At 67.7% G+C, this 21,686-nt stretch carries 23 protein-coding genes and 1 tRNA gene; 12 read left to right on the plus strand and 12 right to left on the minus strand.

Annotated features, from left to right (window positions below; genetic code table 11):
- Nucleotides 1-202 precede the first annotated feature (202 nt).
- The 4 genes from FS787_RS09110 to FS787_RS09125 all read left to right on the plus strand — a co-directional run bounded on the left by FS787_RS09110 (nucleotide 203) and on the right by FS787_RS09125 (nucleotide 2,464).
- Nucleotides 203-1,021 carry an SGNH/GDSL hydrolase family protein gene (locus FS787_RS09110; protein ID WP_144672132.1) on the plus strand — a complete coding sequence of 273 codons (819 nt, stop codon included), beginning with the start codon at nucleotides 203-205 and terminating at the stop codon, nucleotides 1,019-1,021.
- A gap of 114 nt (nucleotides 1,022-1,135) precedes the next feature.
- Nucleotides 1,136-1,345: a dodecin gene (locus tag FS787_RS09115; RefSeq protein WP_144672133.1), complete on the plus strand. Its 210-nt coding sequence runs from the start codon at nucleotides 1,136-1,138 to the stop codon at nucleotides 1,343-1,345.
- Between the two features lie 275 nt (nucleotides 1,346-1,620).
- A complete protein-coding gene (locus FS787_RS09120; protein WP_066432543.1) occupies nucleotides 1,621-1,884 on the plus strand; it encodes a GlsB/YeaQ/YmgE family stress response membrane protein in 264 nt (87 codons plus the stop codon).
- Between the two features lie 106 nt (nucleotides 1,885-1,990).
- The gene (locus FS787_RS09125; protein WP_144672134.1) at nucleotides 1,991-2,464 is read left to right on the plus strand and encodes a YtxH domain-containing protein; all 474 of its coding nucleotides are present in this window, start codon (nucleotides 1,991-1,993) and stop codon (nucleotides 2,462-2,464) included.
- Between the two features lie 18 nt (nucleotides 2,465-2,482).
- Here FS787_RS09125 and FS787_RS09130 read toward each other — a convergent pair whose 3' ends face one another.
- Complete coding sequence (locus FS787_RS09130) at nucleotides 2,483-3,316, minus strand: putative protein N(5)-glutamine methyltransferase (protein ID WP_144672135.1); 834 nt, start codon at nucleotides 3,314-3,316, stop codon at nucleotides 2,483-2,485.
- A 65-nt stretch (nucleotides 3,317-3,381) separates the two neighbouring features.
- Between FS787_RS09130 and FS787_RS09135 the strand changes: the two genes are divergently transcribed.
- Nucleotides 3,382-4,500, plus strand: coding sequence for a lactonase family protein (locus FS787_RS09135; protein ID WP_260982486.1), 1,119 nt, complete (start codon nucleotides 3,382-3,384; stop codon nucleotides 4,498-4,500).
- A gap of 437 nt (nucleotides 4,501-4,937) precedes the next feature.
- On the plus strand, nucleotides 4,938-7,943 hold the full coding sequence (locus FS787_RS09140) for an alpha-amylase family glycosyl hydrolase (RefSeq protein WP_144672494.1): 3,006 nt from the start codon (nucleotides 4,938-4,940) through the stop codon (nucleotides 7,941-7,943).
- Nucleotides 7,944-7,960: 17 nt separating this feature from the next.
- Here FS787_RS09140 and FS787_RS09145 read toward each other — a convergent pair whose 3' ends face one another.
- Nucleotides 7,961-8,980 (minus strand): PHP domain-containing protein, encoded by a 1,020-nt coding sequence (locus tag FS787_RS09145; protein WP_144672136.1) that lies wholly within the window; start codon nucleotides 8,978-8,980, stop codon nucleotides 7,961-7,963.
- 167 nt (nucleotides 8,981-9,147) lie between these two features.
- Between FS787_RS09145 and FS787_RS09150 the strand changes: the two genes are divergently transcribed.
- Complete coding sequence (locus tag FS787_RS09150) at nucleotides 9,148-10,332, plus strand: GGDEF domain-containing protein (RefSeq protein ID WP_144672137.1); 1,185 nt, start codon at nucleotides 9,148-9,150, stop codon at nucleotides 10,330-10,332.
- A gap of 15 nt (nucleotides 10,333-10,347) precedes the next feature.
- Here the strand turns inward: FS787_RS09150 and FS787_RS09155 are convergent, their stop codons facing one another.
- The 4 genes from FS787_RS09155 to FS787_RS09170 form a co-directional block, all read right to left on the minus strand.
- The gene (locus FS787_RS09155; protein WP_144672138.1) at nucleotides 10,348-11,307 is read right to left on the minus strand and encodes a serine/threonine-protein kinase; all 960 of its coding nucleotides are present in this window, start codon (nucleotides 11,305-11,307) and stop codon (nucleotides 10,348-10,350) included.
- Entirely contained in the window at nucleotides 11,304-11,576 is a 273-nt protein-coding gene (locus FS787_RS09160) for a hypothetical protein (protein WP_144672139.1), read from the minus strand. The genes FS787_RS09155 and FS787_RS09160 overlap by 4 nt, the downstream gene beginning before the upstream one ends.
- 50 nt (nucleotides 11,577-11,626) lie before the next feature.
- A complete protein-coding gene (locus FS787_RS09165) occupies nucleotides 11,627-12,136 on the minus strand; it encodes a MarR family winged helix-turn-helix transcriptional regulator (protein ID WP_144672140.1) in 510 nt (169 codons plus the stop codon).
- Between the two features lie 122 nt (nucleotides 12,137-12,258).
- Nucleotides 12,259-12,331, minus strand: a tRNA-Lys gene (locus tag FS787_RS09170).
- Between the two features lie 213 nt (nucleotides 12,332-12,544).
- On the opposite strand from FS787_RS09170, the gene FS787_RS09175 reads away from it, so the two are divergent.
- Nucleotides 12,545-13,201, plus strand: coding sequence for a hypothetical protein (locus FS787_RS09175; protein WP_144672141.1), 657 nt, complete (start codon nucleotides 12,545-12,547; stop codon nucleotides 13,199-13,201).
- 192 nt (nucleotides 13,202-13,393) lie between these two features.
- On the opposite strand, the gene FS787_RS09180 is transcribed toward FS787_RS09175, so the two are convergent.
- Genes FS787_RS09180 through FS787_RS09200 form a run of 5 tightly spaced genes read right to left on the minus strand, consistent with a single transcriptional unit; the run spans nucleotide 13,394 to nucleotide 16,652 of the window.
- On the minus strand, nucleotides 13,394-13,816 hold the full coding sequence (locus tag FS787_RS09180) for a low molecular weight phosphatase family protein (protein ID WP_144672142.1): 423 nt from the start codon (nucleotides 13,814-13,816) through the stop codon (nucleotides 13,394-13,396).
- Entirely contained in the window at nucleotides 13,813-14,484 is a 672-nt protein-coding gene (locus FS787_RS09185) for an arsenate reductase ArsC (RefSeq protein WP_144672143.1), read from the minus strand. The genes FS787_RS09180 and FS787_RS09185 overlap by 4 nt, the downstream gene beginning before the upstream one ends.
- Nucleotides 14,485-14,515: 31 nt before the next feature.
- Nucleotides 14,516-15,490: a thioredoxin-disulfide reductase gene (gene trxB / locus FS787_RS09190; RefSeq protein WP_144672144.1), complete on the minus strand. Its 975-nt coding sequence runs from the start codon at nucleotides 15,488-15,490 to the stop codon at nucleotides 14,516-14,518.
- 10 nt (nucleotides 15,491-15,500) lie between these two features.
- A complete protein-coding gene (locus FS787_RS09195) occupies nucleotides 15,501-15,923 on the minus strand; it encodes an arsenate reductase ArsC (RefSeq protein WP_144672145.1) in 423 nt (140 codons plus the stop codon).
- 54 nt (nucleotides 15,924-15,977) lie between these two features.
- Nucleotides 15,978-16,652, minus strand: a complete 675-nt coding sequence (locus FS787_RS09200) for a metalloregulator ArsR/SmtB family transcription factor (protein ID WP_144672146.1) — start codon at nucleotides 16,650-16,652, stop codon at nucleotides 15,978-15,980.
- A 45-nt stretch (nucleotides 16,653-16,697) separates the two neighbouring features.
- On the opposite strand from FS787_RS09200, the gene FS787_RS09205 reads away from it, so the two are divergent.
- Nucleotides 16,698-17,438, plus strand: coding sequence for an MIP/aquaporin family protein (locus tag FS787_RS09205; RefSeq protein WP_144672147.1), 741 nt, complete (start codon nucleotides 16,698-16,700; stop codon nucleotides 17,436-17,438).
- A gap of 147 nt (nucleotides 17,439-17,585) precedes the next feature.
- Nucleotides 17,586-17,819, plus strand: a complete 234-nt coding sequence (locus FS787_RS09210; protein ID WP_144672148.1) for a hypothetical protein — start codon at nucleotides 17,586-17,588, stop codon at nucleotides 17,817-17,819.
- A gap of 52 nt (nucleotides 17,820-17,871) precedes the next feature.
- Here the strand turns inward: FS787_RS09210 and arsA are convergent, their stop codons facing one another.
- Nucleotides 17,872-19,635 (minus strand): arsenical pump-driving ATPase, encoded by a 1,764-nt coding sequence (gene arsA / locus FS787_RS09215; protein WP_144672495.1) that lies wholly within the window; start codon nucleotides 19,633-19,635, stop codon nucleotides 17,872-17,874.
- Nucleotides 19,636-20,038: 403 nt separating this feature from the next.
- Here arsA and FS787_RS09220 point away from each other — a divergent pair, with 403 nt between their 5' ends.
- Nucleotides 20,039-20,656: a DUF47 domain-containing protein gene (locus FS787_RS09220; protein ID WP_144672149.1), complete on the plus strand. Its 618-nt coding sequence runs from the start codon at nucleotides 20,039-20,041 to the stop codon at nucleotides 20,654-20,656.
- A gap of 1 nt (nucleotide 20,657) precedes the next feature.
- Nucleotides 20,658-21,674: an inorganic phosphate transporter gene (locus tag FS787_RS09225; RefSeq protein WP_144672150.1), complete on the plus strand. Its 1,017-nt coding sequence runs from the start codon at nucleotides 20,658-20,660 to the stop codon at nucleotides 21,672-21,674.
- Nucleotides 21,675-21,686 lie beyond the last annotated feature (12 nt).

Raw genomic sequence — 21,686 nt, forward strand, 5'->3', positions numbered from 1 at the left:
CGCCCGGCGCGGGCATCAGGGGTCCCCGGAAGGGTGGGCACGCCCCGCTAGGGACCTAAGGACCTAGTGGAGCCTGAATATTCGGCGTATTGCTAAAAGCGTGAACGCGGCCGGATTCCTGGATCCCGGCGCCGGCCAGGCCGGCGCACGGGGCCCCGCGCCGGGGCCAGGGCCGGGCCCGGGCCATAGACAGGTGCACGGCGTGGCGTACGGTCCGCGGCGGGACATTACTTCGAGTGCAGCGTGGAGCCCGGGACTGTGGAGCCGCTATGTCGCTTTGGGAGATTCGTTCACGGCGGGCCTGGGGGATCCTGAGCCGCTGAGCCCCGGCGGGATGAGGGGCTGGGCGGACCGCATCGCGGAGGAACTCAGCGACGGAAGAACGGATTTCCGGTACGCCAATCTCGCCGTCAGCGGCCTCCTGCTGCGCCAGATCCTCGACCGGCAGCTGGGGCCCGCGATCGCGCTCAGGCCGGACCTGGTCACGCTCTCGGCCGGCGGAAACGACCTCGTGTTCCACCGGAGCGATCCAGACCGGCTGGCCGCCGACCTCGATGCCGCAGTAGGCATGCTCAGCGCCACCGGGGCCACCATTGTGCTGTTCACCGGTCCCGACTGGCGCGACACACCGCTGCTGGGGCATAACCGGGGCAGGGTGGCCGTCTTCAATGAGAACATCCGGACCATAGCGGCGCGCCATCACGGGGTGATCGCTGATCTTTGGACGTTGCGGCAGCTCTCTGACCCGCAAATGTGGGACCCTGACCGGCTGCACTTCTCGCCGATCGGGCATCACACCATCGCGGCCATGGTGCTGGAATCACTGGGGGTCGCCCACACCCTCACGCCGCTGGAGCCCAGGCCCATGCCTGCCGCAAGCTGGCGGGACAGCAAGGCCGGGGATCTCGCCTGGTTCACCACCTATCTGCTGCCCTGGATGGTCCGCCGGGTCCGGAAACGCTCCGATGCCCCGCCGCTTGCGCCCAAGCGTCCCGAGCCGGGTCCGGTCTACGGATCCTGAGGCGCGGGATTCAGAGGCACGGGCCTCCGGCCCCTCTAGTCCCGCCGCGATCTGTCGGCTAATCTGCAGGAACGGCCCACCGCCGGGTACCGATGGCGATCACGAGGAGCGAAGTTGTCTAATCACACTTACAGCATTTCTGAAATTGTCGGAACGTCGAACGAGGGCGTTGATGCCGCAGTCCGCAACGGCATCGCCGAGGCGGCCAAGACCCTGCGTAACCTGGACTGGTTTGAGGTCAAGGAAATCCGCGGACACCTCGAGAACGGCGCTATTGCCGACTGGCAAGTGACCATCAAGCTCGGATTCCGACTGGAACGGTAACGTCCGACGCCGGCCCGCACGTTCCGCCCTCCACAAAGGCGGGCGCCGTGCGGTCACCGAATTCATCGACTTCCGCGGGTGGCCCCCCGCTCAACGGAGACGGGCAAAACCCGGCCGAAACCGGGGCAAATGCCCGAGAAAGTACCCGCCACGAAGAGTTTTCCCTCCCCGCCGAATGGCTCTTTGATAATAAGCATGATTAGTATTGGGGAAGAAGGATGAAGCGTACCCGGCAACCCGGGTGCCTCCTCAATGAAGAAGAAGGAACGATAAAAATGGGTTTTTTCGCATTTCTGATTCTGGGCCTCATCGCCGGCGCAATCGCTAAGGCAATCCTCCCGGGCAAGCAGGGCGGTGGCATTCTCATCACGCTGCTGCTCGGCGTGGTCGGCGCCATTCTTGGCGGCTGGATTGGCGGACTGCTGTTCGGCACGGGCATCAACGAGTTCTTCTCGCTGTCGACCTGGCTCCTGGCCATCGGCGGCGCGATCATCGTCCTGCTCGTTTACGGCATGATCACCAAGCGTTCAGCCCGCTAAAGCTGACGACCGGAAACCGGTCCCGGGAATTTTCCCGGGGCCGGTTTTTTGGCAAACGGCCCCACCACCTTTATTACCCAGCACCATCGAGGAACAGGAGTACCGCATGAAAGGCAAACTTCTTTTCGGAGCAGGAATCGCAGCAGGCTACGTTCTCGGATCGCGGTCCGGACGGGCCGCCTACGAGAAGCTCAAGACGCGGGCGGCCGCTCTCTGGGAGAGCCAGCCGGTCCAGGACAAGGTGGCAGCGGCGACCGAGGCGGTCAAGGAAAAGGCACCAGAGGTATCGGAGCAGCTCGGCGAAGCCGCCCGGCGGGCCGGAACCGTGATCGGCTCCGCGGTCCGCCGCGACACACCCCCGACGGGGACCTCAGGTGACGGGAGTGCAGCCGAGGGCGGCATCCCCGCGCACAGCACCCACCCGGAGACCGTCAACCTCGGGACGTCCGTCGCGGCCGGGGCTCCCGACGTCGACTCGGACCCCGCACTGTCGGACCAGCAGGGCCAGGACTGGTCGGATGAAGGCGGGGCCACCCGGGCCGGAGCCGCGACCAACGTCGATCCCCACAAGGCGTACTAACCGCTCCGGGGTTCGCCGTCATTGGGGCGCATCGTGCATCGGCGTTCCGATGACAACCGTGGCGTCCAGCTCCCCGGAGCGGGCCACCCGGGCGGTGAGTCCGTTGCGGCGGAACAACCCGGCGGTCTGCGGCGCCTGCCGCGGACTCGTCTCGATCAGCAGGTAGCCGCCGGGAGCCAGCCATAGCGGCGCCACGGCGGCCACCCGCCGCTGGATCTTAAGCCCGTCTGTGCCGCCGTCGAGGGAAACCCGCGGCTCGTGCAGGCGGGCTTCCCGCGGCATGGTGCCGATTTCGGCCGAGGGAACGTACGGGGCGTTGACGGCGAGAACCGAAACCCGTCCGCGCAGCCGCTCCGGGAGGGCCGTGTACAGGTCCCCGGCGTGGACCTCGCCGCCCAGCGGCACCAGGTTGCGGGCCGCGCACTGCACCGCTGCCGCGTCGACGTCGGCAGCGTGCAGTTCCAGGGGGCCGGCCAGCGCCGCGAGCGCGGCGCCCACCGCCCCTGAGCCGCAGCACAGGTCCACGACCACCGGCGGGGTCCCGGTGCGGCCGGATCGGGCAGCCCGGCCGGAACTATTCAGGAGCCTCATGGCCTCCCTGACCAGGAATTCGGTGCGGCGGCGGGGCACAAAGACTCCGGGGTCCACGTCGATCCGGAGTCCACAAAATGCCGCCCACCCAAGGACGTGCTCCAGCGGCAGGCCGGAAATCCGCTGCTGCACGAGGGCGTCGAGGTGGTCCGGCGTCGTGGCAGCACCGGAAAGCAACCCGGCCTCCTCCTCGGCGAAGACGCAGCCGGCTGCCCGGAGCCTCGTGATGACCGTGGGGCTGGACGCGGCAGGAGCCGTCATGCCGCAGACCCCCTTCCGTTCATCACGCCGGGAATCTCATGGTATCGAAGTGGCAGGATGGCACCATGTCCACGAACAGCATGTCCTCCGGATCTTCGCTGCCGGTTCCGGCAGACGCGCCATTGTCAGACCCCGCATCCGCAGACGCCGCATTGTCAGGCCTGGTACCGCCGGACGAGCTGATCTGGACCGGTTGTTACACCACGGACCGCGGCGGCCGCGGGACCGGAGTCGGGGCCCTGCGCGTCACCGCTGACGGAACGCTGGAATGGCTGGGGGTGGCCGCCGCGGCGGACTCGCCGTCGTTCCTCGCCGTGCACCCCACCCTGGACGTGGTCTACGCGGTGGGCGAGGCGGCCGGGACTGTGCGGGCGTACCGGCGGTCCGGCGGATTCAGCCTGGTCCCGGCCGGCCGGGACTGGCCGGCCGGAGAGGCAGCCTGCCATGTTGCCGTCGACCCGCAGGGCCGCTTCGTCGTGGTCACCTGCTGGGGCGACGGACAGGTGCTGCTCTACGAACTGGACGACGACGGCGGCATCACGGCGCGCTACCCGGCCGCGGCCTCGTTGGTGTCCGGGCGCCCCAGCCGCGCCCACGCCAGCCTGATGCTCGACGACGGCAGGGTGATGACCACGGACCTGGGGCACGACCTTTTGCGGGTCTGGAACTACGTGCCCTCGCAGGGGCTGCAGCTGGACCACGAGCTGGCACTCCCCCGGGACAGCGGCCCCCGGCACCTCGTCCAGCACCCCGGCGGGCGCGTGCTGGTGGTGACCGAATACTCGATTGAAGTGGCCGTCGTACAGCTCTCCCGCCAGTCCGGCATTTTCAGCCTGGCCGGGGTGGTCCCGGCTACCCGTGAGGGAGCCCTCCCCGGGGACTCCGCGGCCGAGATTGCCCTCTCCCCGGACGGGAGGCACGCCTACGTCGGGGTCCGCGGCTCCAACCGGATCACCGTGCTTGACGTGGACAACGACGGCGGCGTCCGTGCCCGCGCCGATGTCCCCAGCGGCGGCGACTGGCCGCGTCACCATCTGGTCCGGAACGGCCGGCTGCATGTGGCGCATGAACGCTCCGGGGACGTGGTGACGTACCCGCTGGATCCGGCCAGTGGCCTCCCCGGAGAGGCCGTGGGCAGGGTGGCGCTGGCGTCCCCGACAGCACTCGTCCCAGCGGCGCGCTAGCGAGGGACATGCCCAGCCTCAGCAGCGGTCAGTGGACATAGGGCATTTTGCCCACCCTTCCCCGCTTCCAGAGCGCATGTCACGCCGGGGTAGGAAAAACTGGACATGCGCAGCAGCCCTGACCGCGGGACATGTCCTGTCTCCGCAGCGGTCAGTGGACATAAGGGCACTTTGTCCAGCCTTCCCCGCGCCCGGAGGGCATGTCCCGCGCTGCCGTACTGAAGATTTTCTGACCATTCGCTGGAATAACTTCCGTGCAAGCGCTTACAGTTGTGACTTGGCTCTCAGTGGCCGGTCTCCGCATCCATCCCTTCGTCGAGGCAACGTCGCTTACCGGAAGGTTTCCCATCGTGTTAATCCGCACTACTAGCGCGGGCAAAAAAACCGCACCCAGCAACAGGCTGTGGCGCGCCGCGTTCCTCCGCACCGGAACCGCCGTGGCAGCGGCCCTCGTTACCGCGGCAGCCGCCGTCGTGACCCCGGTGCCGGCCGCCCAGGCCGCGCCCGCCCCGGACGATCCGTCGGCCGTCCACTCGCTCCGCGGCCCGGTGACGGACGAACGGTTCTATTTCGTGATGGCGGACCGCTTCAACAACGGCACCACCGCCAACGACGACGGCGGCCTTGGCACGGACCCGATGGTGTCCGGCTTCGACCCGACGAAGAAGGGCTTCTTCAACGGCGGGGACCTCAAAGGCCTGCGGGAGAAGATCGACTACATCCAGGGCCTGGGCACCACCTCGATCTGGCTGACCCCGAGCTTCAAGAACAAGGCGGTCCAGCCGGAGGACAAGTCCGCCGGCTACCACGGCTACTGGGTCACCGACTTCACCCAGATCGATCCGCACTTGGGCACCAACGCTGAGCTCAAGTCGCTCATCGACGAGGCCCACGCCCGCGGCATGAAGGTCTACTTCGACATCATCACCAACCACACCGCGGACGTGATCGGCTACGAAGAGGGCGACCGCACCGCCTACAAGTCCAAGGACGCCGCCCCGTACCTGACCGCCGCCGGCGAACCGTTCGATGACCGCGACTACGCCGGAACAGGCAACTTCCCGGCCCTGGACGCGGCTAAGTCCTTCCCCTACACGCCGAAGCTGGCGCCCGGTGAGGAAAACCTCAAAGTCCCGGCCTGGCTCAACGACCCGACGCTCTACCACAACCGCGGCGACACCACCTTTGAGGGCGAAAACTCCTTCTACGGCGACTTCTTCGGCCTCGACGACCTCTTCACCGAACACCCCCAGGTGGTGGACGGCATGGCGGACGTCTACGAGAAGTGGATCGGCGACTTCGGCGTGGACGGCTTCCGGATCGACACCATGAAGCACGTCAACGACGAGTTCTGGCAGCAGTTCGGCCCCCGGGTCCTCGACTACGCCAAGGCGCACGGCAAGGACGAGTTCTTTATGTTCGGCGAGGTCTTCGACACCTCCAAGAGCTTCACCTCGCAGTTCACCACCCGCAACAAAATGCAGGCCGTGCTCGACTTTCCGTTCCAGGATGCGGCCCGGAACTTCGCCTCCCGCGGCCAGGGCGCCAAGGAACTGGAGACCTTTTTCGCCGGTGACGACTGGTACACCGACGCCGACTCCAACGTCTACCAACTGCCCACCTTCCTGGGTAACCACGACATGGGCAGGATCGGCAGCTTCATCAGCGCTGACAACCCGAACGCGGACGACGCCGAACGCGTCGCCCGCGACCGGCTCGCCCACGAGCTGATGTACTTCTCCCGCGGCAACCCCGTGGTCTACTACGGCGACGAACAGGGCTTCACCGGCCCCGGCGGCGATCAGGACGCGCGCCAGACGATGTTCGCGAGCAGGGTCCCGGACTACCTCGATGACGATCTGCTCGGCACCGACGCCACGCACTCGGGCGACAACTTCAACACAGCCCACCCGCTGTACCGCGGGATCAGTGAGCTCGCCGCCCTGACCGCCGAACACCCGGCGCTGCGCAACGGCGCACACCAGAACCGCTATGCCTCCGACGGACCGGGCATCTACGCTTTCTCCCGGACCGACGCTAAGGACCAGCGCGAGTACGTGGTCGCCGTCAACAACAGCAAGCAGGCCCGGACGGCAGCGGTCCCCACCTACGTGGCCAAGCGCAGCTACAACCGGATCTACGGAGAAGCAGCCGCCGAGGTCAAGACGGCCGCGGACAGGAAGCTCACGGTCACCGTGCCGCCGCTCTCCGCCGTCGTCTACGAGTCCGCGGGCCGCATCCCGCATTCCAAGGCAGCGCCGGCCGTAACGCTGCAGGAGCCGGCGGCTTCTGCGGCGGACAACAGCCGCGTACGGGTGGCGGCCGACGTCGACGGCAGCTCCTTCTATGAGGTCACCTTCCAGGCCCGCACCGGCGGCGGCAAATGGTCCCCGATCGGCACGGATGACACGGCGCCGTACCAGGTCTTCCACGACGTCTCGGCACTGGACGCCGGCACCGCCGTGGAGTACCGCGCCGTCGTGCTGGACAACGGGTCCCACACGTCGGTGAGCCAGCCCCGCAGCGGCACCGTCCCGGCGCCGGTTTTGACCCTGGTGTCCCCCAAGGAGGGCAGCAGCGTCCAGGGCAAGGTCGACATCAGTGCAGTCGCCAGCCCGGAAAAGGCCGACTACACGGTCCGGTTCGAGCGCAGCATCAGCGGCGGTGACTGGTCCAAAATCGGCCAGGACAGCTCCTCCCCCGCCTACACGGCCGTCGACGACCTGAGCGCGCTGGCGCTGGCGGACGGTACCCAGCTCCGCTACCGGGCCCTGATGGACGTTCCAGGCGTGGGCGAGGTGTCCAGCGGGACCCGCACGGTCGTAGCCGGGGAGCTTCCCCAGCCCGCTTCGGTCACCGTGGCCGGGAGCCTCAACTCGGAAATGGGCTGCCCGGGTGACTGGCAGCCGGATTGCCGGGACGCTTTCATGACGCTGGATCCGGCAGACAAGATCTGGCGGTTCACCGCGGTCCTGCCCGCCGGCAGCTACGAGTTCAAGGCAGCCCTCAACGGATCCTGGGACGAGAACTACGGTGCCGGCGGAGTGCTCAACGGAAACAACATCACCCTGGACCACCCCGGCGGCCCAGTGACCTTCCGGTACGACAACAGCACGCACCTGCTGAGCGCCGTGTACGCCTCACAGCAGCCGGGGGCCGTCGCGGCTGCCGGTGACATGAACTCGGAGCTTGGCTGTGCGGGCGACTGGATGCCGGACTGTGACATGGCCCAGCTGATCCTGGATCCCACGGACCAGGTCTGGAAGCTGACCACCACCCTGCCGGCCGGCAGCTACGGGTTCAAGGCCGCCCTCAACCGCTCCTGGGCGGAGAACTACGGGGCCGGGGGCGCCCCCGGCGGTGGCAACGTCAGTATCACGCACGACGGCGGGCAGATCACCTTCCGGTACGACCACTTCAGCCATCTCATCAGCGCCGGCTGATCAGCGCCGCCCGGGCCTCAGCGCCCCTGCGCGGCCCAGTCCAGCAGGCGGTCCAGGGGCCAGGTGGTGACGATCCGCTCCGCCGGCACGCCGTTGCGTTCGGCGCGCTCGGCACCGTACTGCAGGAAATCGAGCTGGCCCGGGGCGTGGGCGTCGCTGTCGAGACTGAACAGGCAGCCGGCGTCGAGGGCCAGCTGGATGAGGGTGCCGGGCGGGTCCTGGCGTTCGGGCCGTGAATTGATCTCGACGGCGACGTTGTTCTCGGCACAGGCGGCGAAGACCAGTTCGGCGTCGAACTCCGACGCCGGACGCGTCCCCCGGCCGCCCTGAACCAGGCGGCCGGTGCAGTGGCCGAGCACGTTGGTGTGCGGGTCCGCGATGGCGCCGAGCATCCGGCGGGTCATGGTGCGCTTGTCGGAGCGAAGCTTAGAATGCACGCTGGCGACCACGATATCCAGCCGGTCCAGCATCTCCGGGGTCTGGTCCAGGGTGCCGTCCTCGAGGATGTCCACCTCGATGCCGCGCAGGAGGCGGAAGCCGCCGTCGTCGGCATTGATCGCCGAGACGATATCGAGTTGCTCCGCGAGCCGCGCGGCACTCAGCCCGTTGGCGATTTTGAGGTTCGGTGAATGATCAGTCAGCGCGAGGTACTCGCGGCCCAGCAGCTTGGCGGCGTGCACCATGGCCTCAATCGGGGATCCGCCGTCGGACCAGTCACTGTGGCTGTGCAGGTCGCCGCGCAGCGAGGCCAGCAGCTCGTGACCTCCCTGCACCAGAGGCTGGTCCCCCCGGCTCCGCAGGCCGCTCAGATACTCAGGCACCTCGCCGTCGAGCGCCTCCCGGATGACCTGGAACGTCCGGTCGCCGATCCCTTTGGTCCTTTTGAGCCGGCCGTCACGGGCCCGGGCAGCCAGTTCCTCCGCGTCGAGGCCGGCGATGATTCCGGCGGCCTTGCGGAAGGCCTGGATCTTGAACGTGGGTGCGAGCTCGCGTTCGAGCCAGAAGGCAATCTCATTGAGGGCGTCGACGGCATCCATGGCACCATCTTGCACCCCATCCGCGGGCTGCGGGCCCCGAACGTGTCCGGATGTCACGCTGATTTGGGCGGCGGGCCCTTCGTTCTGAGAGACTTGTCCCGGCCGGGGCCTGATCCGGCGGGGAACTAAGCCGGCAGTCCGTGGGGAGGGCGGCCCGGCAGCTGGGAATGTTCAGAATTATGGTGCTGCTCGACCGGTCCACGCTCATGGTGGTCTTCGCCGTGATGACGTTGACCATGCTGGTCCTTTTCTACTTCGACACCTACCGCAAGAGCCGGGCTCCCTTTGCCGGGTGGTGGTGCGGCGCTGTCGCCTCGTTCTTCCTGGCCGCCGTCTTCTACATCATGGGCGAGGTCCAGGGTGTGGCCTGGTCTCCCAGTGTGGGCAACGGCGTGATGGTGCTGGGCACCGGCTGCGTCTGGGCGGGCACCCGCTCGCTGGCGGGCCGGAGGATCCGGCCCTGGCTGCTGGCGGTTCCGGCGACGGCGGCCGTCGCCGTTGATGTCGCCGTCCGCTACTCAGACAATGCCCGGCTCGGCAGCATTGTCCTGTTGGCCCTGATGGGCACGGCGATCGGCCTGGCCTCCGTGGAGCTCTGGCGCGAGCGCGCCGAGTCCTGGCACCTGGTCCGGTCCCTCGCCGTCGCAACGGCCGGCTGTGCCGCCTACTACCTGAGCCGGACCGTCGGGCTGGCAGTGCTGGGCCCCGCGGATCCGCTGTTCCAGGTGCTCTTCGGCACCGGCGTGACCCTGCTGATGGCCATGGTCCTGCTGGTGGTGGTCTCCTCCAGCATCACATCGCTGAACTACGCCCGCCGGACCGAGGACCTGCAGGAGCTGGCCTACCGCGACGGGCTGACCGGGCTGCTGAACCGCGAGGAGTTTATGCACCAGGCCCACCGCCGGCTCCGGGCCAACCTCGCGGCCGGCATCGACACCGCGGTTGTTATGGCGGACCTGGACCGGTTCAAGGCAATCAACGACCGCTTCGGCCATGACGCAGGCGACGGCGTCATCCGGGCTTTCGCCGAGGCCTGCCGCTCGGCCGTGCGGGACGCGGACCTGGTGGGCCGCTACGGCGGCGAGGAGTTTGCCCTGCTGCTCGACGGCGTCGACGCGGAAGAAGCCGTCCGGATCGCCGACCGGATCAACGCCGCACTGGCCGAAAAAAGTTCCCTGCCCCAAGGTGTGGCCGCGCCGACGGCGAGTTTCGGCGTCGTTGACGCACGGGACCGAAACGCCGGGCTGCAGCGCCTCCTCCGGGAAGCCGACCGCGCCCTGTATGACGCGAAAGCCGCCGGACGGAACCGGGCGGTGATCGGATTCACCGGAGCGGGTACCCAGGCAGGCTGAACGGTCCGGCGGCGCTCAGGACGTGCGCGGAAGCCTTGCCGCGAGCTTCCTGGCCGCAGCGGCCGAAGGACGCGCCGCGGGATCCATGGACGTCATGGCACCCAGCAGCGACACCCAGGATGCGCCGATGCCGGCCGGAATCTCAGGATCGCGAAGGGTCCGCGCCACCAGCGATTCCACGGGGGTCCCCGGGAACGCCTTGGCCCCGGTGAGGCACTCCAGGAGCACGAGCCCCAGGGAATAGATGTCGCCGGGCGCACCCGGATGCCGGCCGGCGGCCTGCTCCGGGCTCATGTAGTGGACGGTGCCGGAGGAATCGCCCGGCTCCAGCTCCACTCCGGCGGGGGTGGCGATGCCGAAATCGGCGATCCGGACGGCAGAGCGCCGCAGTTCGCTGACCAGGATGTTGGCGGGTTTGATGTCCCGGTGGACCAGCCCGCGCGCGTGGATGTGCGCAAGCCCGGACAGCGCCGACTCCGCCCAGCGGGCCACGTCGCCGGCGTCGGCGGCGCCGTTGCGGATCCGCTCGGCGAGGCTTCCACCGTAGACGTACTCCTCCACGAGGAACGGGCGTCCTGCCCACGGGTCACCCGCCGGAACGACGCCTTCGGCGATAAACGTGACGATCGCGGGGTGGTTCAGTGACGCCAGGATGCGCGCCTCGGCGTGGATCCGTTCCGTCTGCCGCGGTTCGGGGCCCTCAGCGACCTTGATGGCGACGGTCCGGCCGTCCAGGAGGTCCGTCCCGCGGAACACCGTGGCGGTGGCGCCCCGGCCCAGGAGTTCATGGACGAGGAAGCGCCCCGCCGGGGCGTCCGGAAGGGCCAGCACTTTGGCATCGAGCCCAGCAGCGGTGATCGCAGGGGCAATGAGCCCAGGTGCCGTGAGCGCAGGAGCCTTGACCGCCTGGGCGGGGACCGCAGGGGCGGTGGCGGCGGGCCGCTCCGCCAGGGCTACCCCGGACGGCGGTGTCATCGGCTGAGCTCGGACAGGATGCCGGACGTGTGCACGATTCCGTCCAGCTGGAAGCCGCAGACGCAACGCCAGAGCGGCGGCAGCTCTGCCGCGGCGTCGGCCGGCGCGTAGGAGTAGACGGACATGGTGGCCAAGGCCGGGGCCTTCCACTCCATGGGCATCCCGCAGTGGCTCGGCGCGGTCAGGGCCTGCGCGGCCGGCGCGATGGCCGGTGCAGCGGCGGGCGCCATTTCAGCCACGGCGCCGCCGGAAAAACGAATCTCAGACATAGTTGGTAAGCATACATATAACTAGTCAGACTAGCTAGTTGCCGTGCGGGTTAATTTCCGCCGTGGCTCGTCGGCTCGGCAATGGCCTCACTCATCCGCCGCAGGAACCTGACTACGGTCCGGGCTTCCTCCTCGCTGAGTTCCTCCGCCACGGCCATCATTCGGCGGTGCATGTCACCCAGCGTGGCCCGGACCTCGGCATCCGTGGCCCCCGTGGGGACGATCACCAGGGAGCGCCGGTCCGTGGGGTGGGGCTCGCGGCGGACATGGCCGCTGCTCACCAGCCGGTCGATCAGCGACGTGGTGGAGGCTGTGGTGATTCCCAGGATGCGGCTGAGGTCTTTGGGCCCCGCCTGCTCGCCCGCGGCCTGGGCGCGCAGCAGGTACCGCAGCGCCAGCAGGTCCGTCTCGCCCATCCCCATGGAATCCCTCGTGGAGCGCCGGCGGGCAACTTCCACGTTGCGGTACTCGCGAAGGGCCTGGAGGACCGCGCCGGGCGGGTCAAGCCGGTCGTCCGCTCCATACCAGTACCCGGAGCCGGTGGTGCTGTTCGCGTTCATCCAGCAATCCTAGCCGAACTGATAACTAGATCATCGTGCGTTTTCGGCGGGGTCCGGGCAACAAAAAACCCCGGCACCCTGTCGCCAGGATGCCGGGGTTTTCCCGCTCTTCGCTAAAAGAGTGGGCCCTGTGGGGATCGAACCCACGACCCACGGATTAAAAGTCCGATGCTCTACCAACTGAGCTAAAGGCCCCAGCCGACTGCCCTGAAACAACGGATGAATCCGCCACTCGAGGACTGATCAGCCCAGTCCATTTCTGGACGTTAATACTGTACCCCAGACCGGGGCCGGTTTTTCGCACGCGGCGGGGGCATCGCCGTCGGGCGCCATCGCGGCCGCGCCGGTACCCGGCGGTTGGCGGGCTGCACGCTCGATTCCCCGACAGCACTGGAGTAGCGTGGTGGCATGAGCGAGCAAGCAGGATCCAGCACCCCCGGACCGCCCCGGCACCACAAGCCGAAGCCTTTCGCCCCCATTGACTTTGAGCCCTTCGCGGGCGGGGCCGATCCCGCCCGCGTCTCCGAAGCGGCCCATCTCGCCGCGCAGGCGCTGGTGCGCCGAGGACGTGACAGCGACGACCCCGTAGTGACGAAACGGCTGGTGAAGCTCGCCGACGAGCAGGGCCTGGAGGCCATCGCCGAAATGTGGGCCGAAAGCCCGGCACGCTCCCTCCCGGGAGCCCTCTGGCGGCTGTACGCCATCCGCGCCGCCACCATCCAGGACCCCGAACGGATCTCCGTGTACTTCAAGGCCGGAAAGGACACCGCCCAGGTCTCGCACGTCGTCGCCGGCGCCGCCGAGCCTCCCGGAGCGGATGAGATGAAGTCGATGGCGGATGCCATCCTCTCGGGCGCGTTCGACGGCGAGTTCGACGTTGCGCTGGAGCGCTCCGCCGCATTCTGCCGCGTGGTGGCGCTGGGCCAGGCCACCCTCGCCGACGGCGCAGAGCACGGGAACGAGGGCCACGCGAGCAAACTCACCCGCAATTCGCACCTGCTGGTGAAGACCGCCGAGGACCTGGAGCACGCCGCCAACGCGTGGCGGCTGGGCGAGCTGGACTGAGGCCTATCGCGCGCCGCCGGGTTCCCGGCACGCACGCCTCCCGCGGACTGTCAATGTTGACTTGTCCCCGGCCACGTAGAAAACTAAAAGCGGTGCCGAACCGCGAAACCCCCGGGCTTCAACATTTAGCCGCCTAGAGCGGCCTACCGCCGAGAGGCGTATCCGGTTCGGCACCATTTTCATGCCCTACGCTCAGCTCCCGGTGAGCTCCGCATACAGCGTCTGGACACGGGCCTTGATGTCGTCCCGGACCAGGCGCATGCGCTCCATGCCTTCGATGCCCCGCGCGGAGGGCTCGTCCGTATCCCAGACCTCGAGCCTTTTGCCTTCGGGGGCTTCGACCTTCGCCTCGTTGCCCAGGACGATCACGACGTCGACCGCCTCCAGGACGTCCACCGTGACGGGCTTGGGGTGTTCGCCGGTGATGTCGATGCCGAGTTCAGCCAGCGACTCCACGGACTGGGGGTTCAGCGCCGTGCCGGGCTTGGTCCCGGCGGAGTGCACCGTGACCGTCCCATCAGCGAGCTGGTTCATCAGGCCGGCGGCGAGCTGGGATTTTCCGCCATTCTTGCTGCAGACGAACAGAACGGCCGGCTTCTTAGAAGTCTGGGTCATGCTTTTGATTCTTCCTTGTCTGGGGAGCTAAGCAGCGAGGCTGCGAGGGCCTTGACCCGGTCGTGAATCTCGTCACGGATGATCCGCACGGCCGCAACGGGGAGGCCGGCCGGGTCTGCCAGCTCCCAGTCCTCATAGCGCTTGCCCGGGTAGATCGGGCAGGAATCGCCGCAGCCCATCGTGATCACCACGTCCGAGGCGCGCACCACGTCGTCGGTGAGGGGCTTGGGGTAGTCCCTGGTCAGGTCCAGGCCCATTTCGGACATCGCCGCGACGACGGCGGGGTCCAGTTCGGCCGCCGGGAGGGAGCCGGCAGACCGGACGTGGATCCTGCCCTTGGCCTCGACGGCGAGCAGCGCGGCGGCCATCTGGGACCGGCCGGCGTTCTGCACGCAGACAAACAGCACTTCGGGGACCTCGGAGACGACCGCACCCTTGGATTTGGCCAGGGCACTGAGCCGGTCGATCGCGAAGTTTTCCGTGGTGGAGGGCAAGTACGTTTTGATCTTCGCAGTCCGGGCCAGCGCCGTATAGGACTCGAAGACGTAGCGCTCCACTGTCTCCGCTGCGAACACGCCGGCAAACCGGGCGGCCAGGCGGTCGCTGATCCGGTGCAGGAGCTCGGTGTTGTCCTGCAGGCCCGTGCCGCGTTCAGGGTGGTCAGTCATGGCAGCTCTCCATTGCGCTCGGTGGACCGGGTCAGGCGTGGGTGGGTTCTTCGACGAGGGCGGTGGCGATGCTGTCGGCGTCGTCGAGTGCCGCGAGGTAGCGTTCGGCGTCCAGGGCGGCGGCGCAGCCGGTTCCAGCAGCCGTGATGGCCTGCCGGTAACGGTGGTCCACGGCGTCGCCGCACGCAAAGACACCGGAGAGGTTGGTGACCGTGGTGGGGGAATCGACCTTGATGTAACCCTCGGCGTCGAGGTCCACCTGGCCCTGCAGCAATTCGGTGCGCGGGAGGTGGCCGATCGCGACGAAGATGCCGGTGGCGGCCTGTTCCCGGGTTTCACCGGTGCGGGTGTCGGTCAAGGTGACGCCGGTGACCTTGGTGTCCCCGTGGATGGCGGTGACGGCGGAGTTCCACGCGAAGCTGATCTTGGGGTTGTCCTTCGCCCGCTGCGCCATGATGCGCGAGGCGCGGAGCTCGCCCTTGCGGACCACCACCGTGACGGTCTTCCCGAAGCGGGTCAGGAACGTCGCTTCCTCCATGGCCGAGTCTCCGCCGCCGACCACAATGATGTCCTGGTCGCGGAAGAAGAACCCGTCGCACGTGGCGCACCAGGAGACGCCGTGGCCGCTGAACTTCTTCTCCTCCGGCAGGCCGAGTTCCTTGTAGGCGGAGCCGGTGGCGAGGATGACGGCCGGCGCCTCGTGCGTCTCACCGGCTGCCGTGACCACCCGCTTGAGGTGGCCGGCAAGCTGGACCTCCGTGACGTCGTCGAACACCACCTGCGCGCCGAACTTCTCGGCCTGCTGCTGGAGCCCGTCCATAAGCTCGGGGCCCTGGACGCCGCCGGGGAAGCCGGGGAAGTTTTCCACTTCGGTGGTATTCATCAGGGCACCGCCGGCGGTCACCGCGCCGGCGATGACCAGCGGCTTCAGGCCCGCACGGGCGGCGTAGATGGCCGCGGTGTACCCGGCGGGGCCGGACCCGATGATGATCAGCTGTTCAGTCATGGCGGTACTCCTACTTGGCGGCGGGGACGAGGGATGCGATGAGGTCCTCGATGCGGGCCTTGATGTCGTCGCGGATGGGGCGGACGGACTCGACGCCCTGGCCGGCCGGGTCCTCAAGTTCCCAGTCCTCGTAGCGCTTGCCGGGGAAGATCGGGCAGGTGTCGCCGCAGCCCATGGTGATGACGACGTCGGATTCCTTGACGGCCTCGGTGGTGAGGATCTTCGGAATTTCGGCGGACATGTCGATGCCCAGTTCGGCCATGGCCTCGACGGCGGCCGGGTTGACCTTGTCCGCCGGCGCCGAACCGGCTGAGCGGACCTCGATCCGCCCCTCGCCCAGGGTGGTGAGGAAGGCGGCGGCCATCTGGGAGCGGCCGGCGTTGTGGACGCAGACGAACAGGACGGAAGGCTTCTTGGCGGTATCGGTACTCACGGGATTTCTCCTGAAATCAGTTAGGAATCGGTAAAAGCGGGCATGTTCGGAAAACTAGGCAGTCAGTACGCGCGGGGCTAGGTCATTGATCCGGTGGGAGATGTCCTGGAAAGCCTGTTCGAAGGCTTCGTCGGTACCCAGGCGCAGCGGATCCGGCACTGACCAGTGCACACCACCCAGGCCACCCAGCTCCTCGTGCGCGTTGTCACACACGGTCACCACGAAGTCACCCTCGCCCGCCACCTGCTCCAGCTTGCGCGGAGCAACGTCTGCGAGGTTCATGCCGTGGCGGCGGGCAACCTCGACGGCGCCCCGGGCGATGCGGTCCGCGGGATGCGTTCCCGCGGACAGCGAGGGGATCTCGCTGACCTGCCGCCAGAGCGCGGCGGCCAGCTGGGACCGTGCGCTGTTCCGCGTGCAGACAAACAGGATGCGGCGGGCACCGTGCTCCACCCCCGGCACCAGGCCCTCCAGGGCGCCGGCGGCAAGCCGGATGTAGCTGCGCCGCCTGTCCGCTTCGGAGCGGCGCCGGATCACCAGCCCGGCCTCTTCAAGTGCTCGCAGGTGGTGGGAGAGCAGGTTCGACGGCATCCCCAGCTCTGCCTGCAGCTCCGTCGGCGAGAGGTCCCCCAGGGTCAGCAGGTCAGCGATTCGCAGCCGCGCCGGATCGGCGAGGGCTGCATGTTTGGCGACCCGCGCCCGAAAATCGTTCGCTGCATCAATGTTCATTGATTCAATTTTGACTGAGTTAGTTCTTTCCGTCAAGCTGTTTCCATGACTTCCAACCAGCCGCCCCTGTGGCGCCGCGCCCTCGCCGAGCTCCTCGGCACCAGCCTGCTCGTCTGCATCGTCGTTGGCTCCGGGATCGCCGCACAGCAGCTCTCCCCCAATGACGTTGGCCTGCAGCTGCTCCAGAACAGCACGGCCACCGTGCTGGGTCTGGCGGTCCTGATCCTGATGCTCGGACCCGTGAGCGGCGCGCATTTCAACCCTGTGGTGTCCCTCGCCGACTGGATCCTGGGCCGGCGCAGCGGGTCCGGACTGACCCTGACCGAGCTGGGTACGTACGTGGTTGCCCAGACCGTCGGCGCGGTGAGCGGCAGCGTGCTCGCGAACGCCATGTTTGAGGTGGGCACCTCCATCTCCGTCAAAGAGCGCGCAACCACGGGGCATCTGCTGGGGGAGGTTGTGGCTACGGCCGGGCTGGTCCTGCTGATCTTCGCCCTCGCAGCCACGTCCCGCGGCGCCCTCGCCGCGCCGGCCGTGGGCGCCTATATCGGGGCCGCGTACTGGTTCACGTCCTCGACGTCGTTCGCGAACCCGGCGGTGACGGTGGGCCGCATCTTCAGCGACACCTTCGCGGGCATCGCGCCCTCCTCCGTTCCGGCATTCGTCCTGGCACAGCTGGCCGGCGCGGCCGTGGGCCTGGGCCTCCTGCTGCTTCTGTTCCCCTCCGCCCCCCGCTCCGCGGACGACGTCGTTCTTCCGCACAGCTCCGAAAAGGCCAGCGCGTAGGCTTCGCCTGCAGTCGGAGGGCGAATGGAAGGACACCGTGCTGATCGAACGGCGCACACGGGTCCTTTAGTACTTGTGCTGCAAGCACGGCGGCGGCGAAGGTAGTCGCTGGGAGCTGACGACGCGACCGCAACCAAGGAGGACACCATGACTGCCGAGACCCCCGCCACCGAGGCCCGGTTGCGCGCGATGCTGGAGAACATCAGGACGGCAACCGCCAACACACGCCAAGCGATGGACTCACCGGGCGACGAGAACTGGGTGCAGGACGGCGAGTCGGACGCCGAGTACCTGCGGTCGCTCCAACGGGATACGATCACCAGGCTTGACGCCACTGCCCGGGACATCGAAGCCCTGATGGCTCAGCGCCCGGACGGCTAGCCGAACGGGTCACAGCCCCCGCCCGCACGCGTAGCCGGGGACTTGATCCGCGTCAGGCAGGCAGTGAGCTCAGCGCAGTCAGGGCCGACAACTTCTCTTCGCCGATGGGCTCTTCGGGCAGCAGCGGAATGAGCGCGACCCGGTCCGTCAACGTGCGTACCTTTGTGATCTGTTCGATTTCGTTCGCGGCGCGGGCCCGCAGGAACGGCGTTTTCGGGTGTGCGGCGGCGATCGAGTTGTTGATGACCCACGCCCACGGGTGAATTCCGGCCCTTTCCAGGTCGCTCTTCAACTCTTCGGCCTCCAGTACCGGCGTGGTTTCGGCCAGCGTGACGAGCACAACCTTGGTCTGCGCCGGATCCTGCAGCCGCATGAGCGGCGTCACGAATCCCATGGTGTCGCCCACCTGGCGGGCGATCTCGCGATGGTACGAACCGGTGGCGTCAAGGAGCAGCAGAGTGTGGCCGGTTGGTGCGGTATCGATCACCACGAAGTGCCGGCGGGATTCCTGGACCACCTTGGAGAACTGCCGGAATACGGCCACCTCGTCGGTGCACGGGGACATCAGATCCTCAGCGAGGGCCGCGCGTCCGTCCTCGTCCAGGCTCCGGCCTTTCGTCTCCATCACGTGGCGTCGATACTCATCAATGGCGGCTTCCGGATCGATGCGCGAAACCGTCAGGCCGGGGATGGAACCGGCGAGTGTTTCGGTGAGGTGGGCTGCGGGATCGGTCGTCGTAAGGTGGACCGGATGGCCGCGTTTGGCCAGGGCGACCGCAATAGCGGCAGCGACCGTGGTCTTCCCGACGCCGCCCTTTCCCATGCACATCACCAGACCGTGGCCATCGGGCTCCATTTCGTCCACCAGGGCGGCCAACGGAGCGTCCGCAATCTCAGCGACCAGCGCCGCCTCCGGCGCGATACCGGCCTCAGGAGTGGCCACGAAGAGGGACTCAATCGCCGGAATGCCTACCATGTTGCCCGGCTTCAACTCCAGAATATCGAGGGGCAGGCCGGCAACCGCCGAGGGCATGGCTGCCATCGCCGCCGCTTCCCTGGCACGCAGGGCCCGCGCCAGCTCCTCCCCGCCGGCGGCTTCCGGCAGGAGCCCGTTGACGACGACGAAGCCGCCGCCGATGCCGATCTGGTTGAGTTCGAAATAGGTCCGCTTGATCTCGTTCAGAGACGATGTCTGGGCGCGGCTGACCAGGACAAGCCGGGTCCTGGCCGGGTCGGTGAGGGCCTGAACAGCAGTGGCGTAAACCTGCTTGTGCTTCTCGAGCCCGGAGAGGGGGCCGAGGCAGGACGGGTCACCGTTGCCCGCCTCGAGGAAGTCGGTCCACGAGCCGGGCAACTGCAGCAGGCGGATGGTGTGACCCGTCGGAGCCGTATCGAAAACGACGTGGTCATACTCCCCGTAGGAGCTGTCGTCGGCAAGCAGGTTGGTGAACTCGTCAAATGACGCGATCTCCGTGGTACAGGAACCGGACAGGCTCTCGGCAATCCCGGCCAGCTCCGAATCCGGAAGGAGCCCGCGGGCCGGAGCGATGATCCGCTCCCGGTAGGCGTCGGCCGCCTGCTCCGGGTCGATCTCCAGCGCAAAGAGACCCGGAACGTCCGGGATGGCAGTGACGGTGTTCCCGATGGTCTCGCCGAAGACCTGTCCGAGATTGGACGCCGGGTCGGTGCTGACCAGCAGCACCCGTTTGCCGGCCCTCGCCAAGGTCAGGGCGGTCGCACAGGCCACGGAGGTTTTGCCAACACCGCCCTTGCCTGTGAAGAAAACGAACCGTGGAGTGTTGTCGAGGAATTTCACGCTGGACCTGGCAGCAGCAGGCATTTCGTTCTCCTTGGCACTTGCAGTCGTCAGATCCAGTAACCGAAATAGAGCGCCACCTTCGGCCTGGCGGCAGCCCCTGGCTACCGGTGATAACGCCAGTGTGGCGTTTCTGATTGTATCGACAATTGTCGATGCAAGGTAGGGTTCCGGAGAGTGACGATGCCGGATACGGTCCGCCGCGGACCCCAGGCGGACTGGACCCGGCCCCCGGGCCCTGCCCCTCCAACCGGGCCGCTGTCATATTCCGGGTGCCACCCGGGTGGTTTCCCGGCACTGTCAGGGCGGACGGTAAAGTAATGCACATGCGCGGGTCATCACCACGTTTCACGCCCGGCAGAAAACTCCCGTGCACCTCCTTCCCGAAGACCGGTAACCACACGTGAAGCTGCGCCTTTTCCCCCAGGAACCCGCCGGGCTGAATCTTCTTGCCCAGCTGGCACGCCAGATCGTGCTCGCCACAGGCACACTCTCGGAGATCCTGGGCGCACCGGCCAGCGAGAATGCCCGGCTGGTGGAGGACATGCACAACCACGAGGCCAAATGCGCTGAGCTGCATTTCGCCCTGCTGACCCATATGCGGACCACTTTCGTGAGCCCGCTCCCCCGCGAGGACATGTACGCCCTGTCCCGGCACCTCAATGACGCGATGGAAAAACTTGATGCCGCCGCCGACCTGGTGTCCCTCTACAAGCTGGATCGCCTGCCGAAGCGCGCCGCGGACCAGCTGGAGATCATCAGCAGGCAGGCCGAGCTCACCGTGGATGCCATGCGGAACCTCGATAACCTGGACGACCTCGAGGACTATTGGATCGAGGTCCTCCGCCTCGCCAAGCGCGCTGAGCGGTCCCACCGGGTCTGGGTGGCGGACATGCTCACTGAAATGAAGTCGGCGCGGTACGCACGCCACCGGGACATTGCCGACCAGTTGGTCGAAGTCACCAGGGACATGCGCCGGATCGCGACCCAGGTGGGCAGCATCATCGTCAAGGAATCCTGACGTGACCATCTTCCTGTTTGCCCTGGTGGTGGTTTTCGCCGGGGCATTCGCCTTCCTGAACGGCTTCAGGGACGCCTCCGCGTCCGTGGCACTGGCCGTGCGGAACCGCGCCCTCACCCCCACCGTCGCCGTGCTGCTGGCCGGGTTCTTCAACTTCATCGGTGCGGCGTTGAGCGCCGCCCTGGCCCTCGCTGTCAGCCGGGCCTGGATGCAGCTGCCGCCCGGAGAGAACGGGCTGGCCATCCTGATGGCGGGCCTCATCAGCGCCGTGCTGTGGGGAATCTACACCTGGTGGCGGGGTATCCCGTCGTCCTCGACGCACGCCCTCGTGGGCGGCCTGGCCGGCGCCGGATTCGCCAGCGTCGCCGTCGGCGGGAACGCCGTCGGGGGCGTTGACACGTCCCTGCTCTTCCAGGTGGCGCTTCCGCTGCTGCTCTCACCCCTGATTGCTTTCGCCGGCGCCTACCTGCTGGTCTGGCCCGCGACGTGGGCCGCGCGGTATACGCCGCCGAACGTCGTAAACAGCCGCGCGCGGAGCGCCCAGAGCATTGCCGGGGGCGCTGTGGCGTTCGCCCACGGCCTGCAGGACGGCCAGCGCACCAGTGCCGTGCTGATCCTGGCGCTGCTGGCGTCCGGTCTGTCCGACGGCGGCGAAGTGCCGGTCTGGGTGGCCCTGTTCACCGCGGCCCTGCTGACCGCCGGGACCCTGGCCGGCGGCTGGCGCATTTCCTACACCATGGGATACCGGCTGATCCGGATGGATCCCCTGCGCGGTTCCGTGGCACAGTTGTTCAGCTCGGCCATCCTGCTGGTGGGCGCGATCGGACTGCAGTGGCCCATCTCCACAACGCACACGGTCACCTCGGCCGTGCTGGGCTCCGGCTCCAACCAGCGGTTCCCCGCCACCAACCGGAAAGTGGTGATCCGGGTGCTGGCGTTCTGGGTGCTCACACCGCTTGTCACCGCCGCGGTGGCGTTTGTACTGGCCCTGTCTATGTCACCGCTCAAGGACCTCTAAGCGACTCATCGA

It is taken from the genome of Arthrobacter sp. U41 (genome assembly GCF_007679325.1).
Lineage (GTDB): Bacteria > Actinomycetota > Actinomycetes > Actinomycetales > Micrococcaceae > Arthrobacter.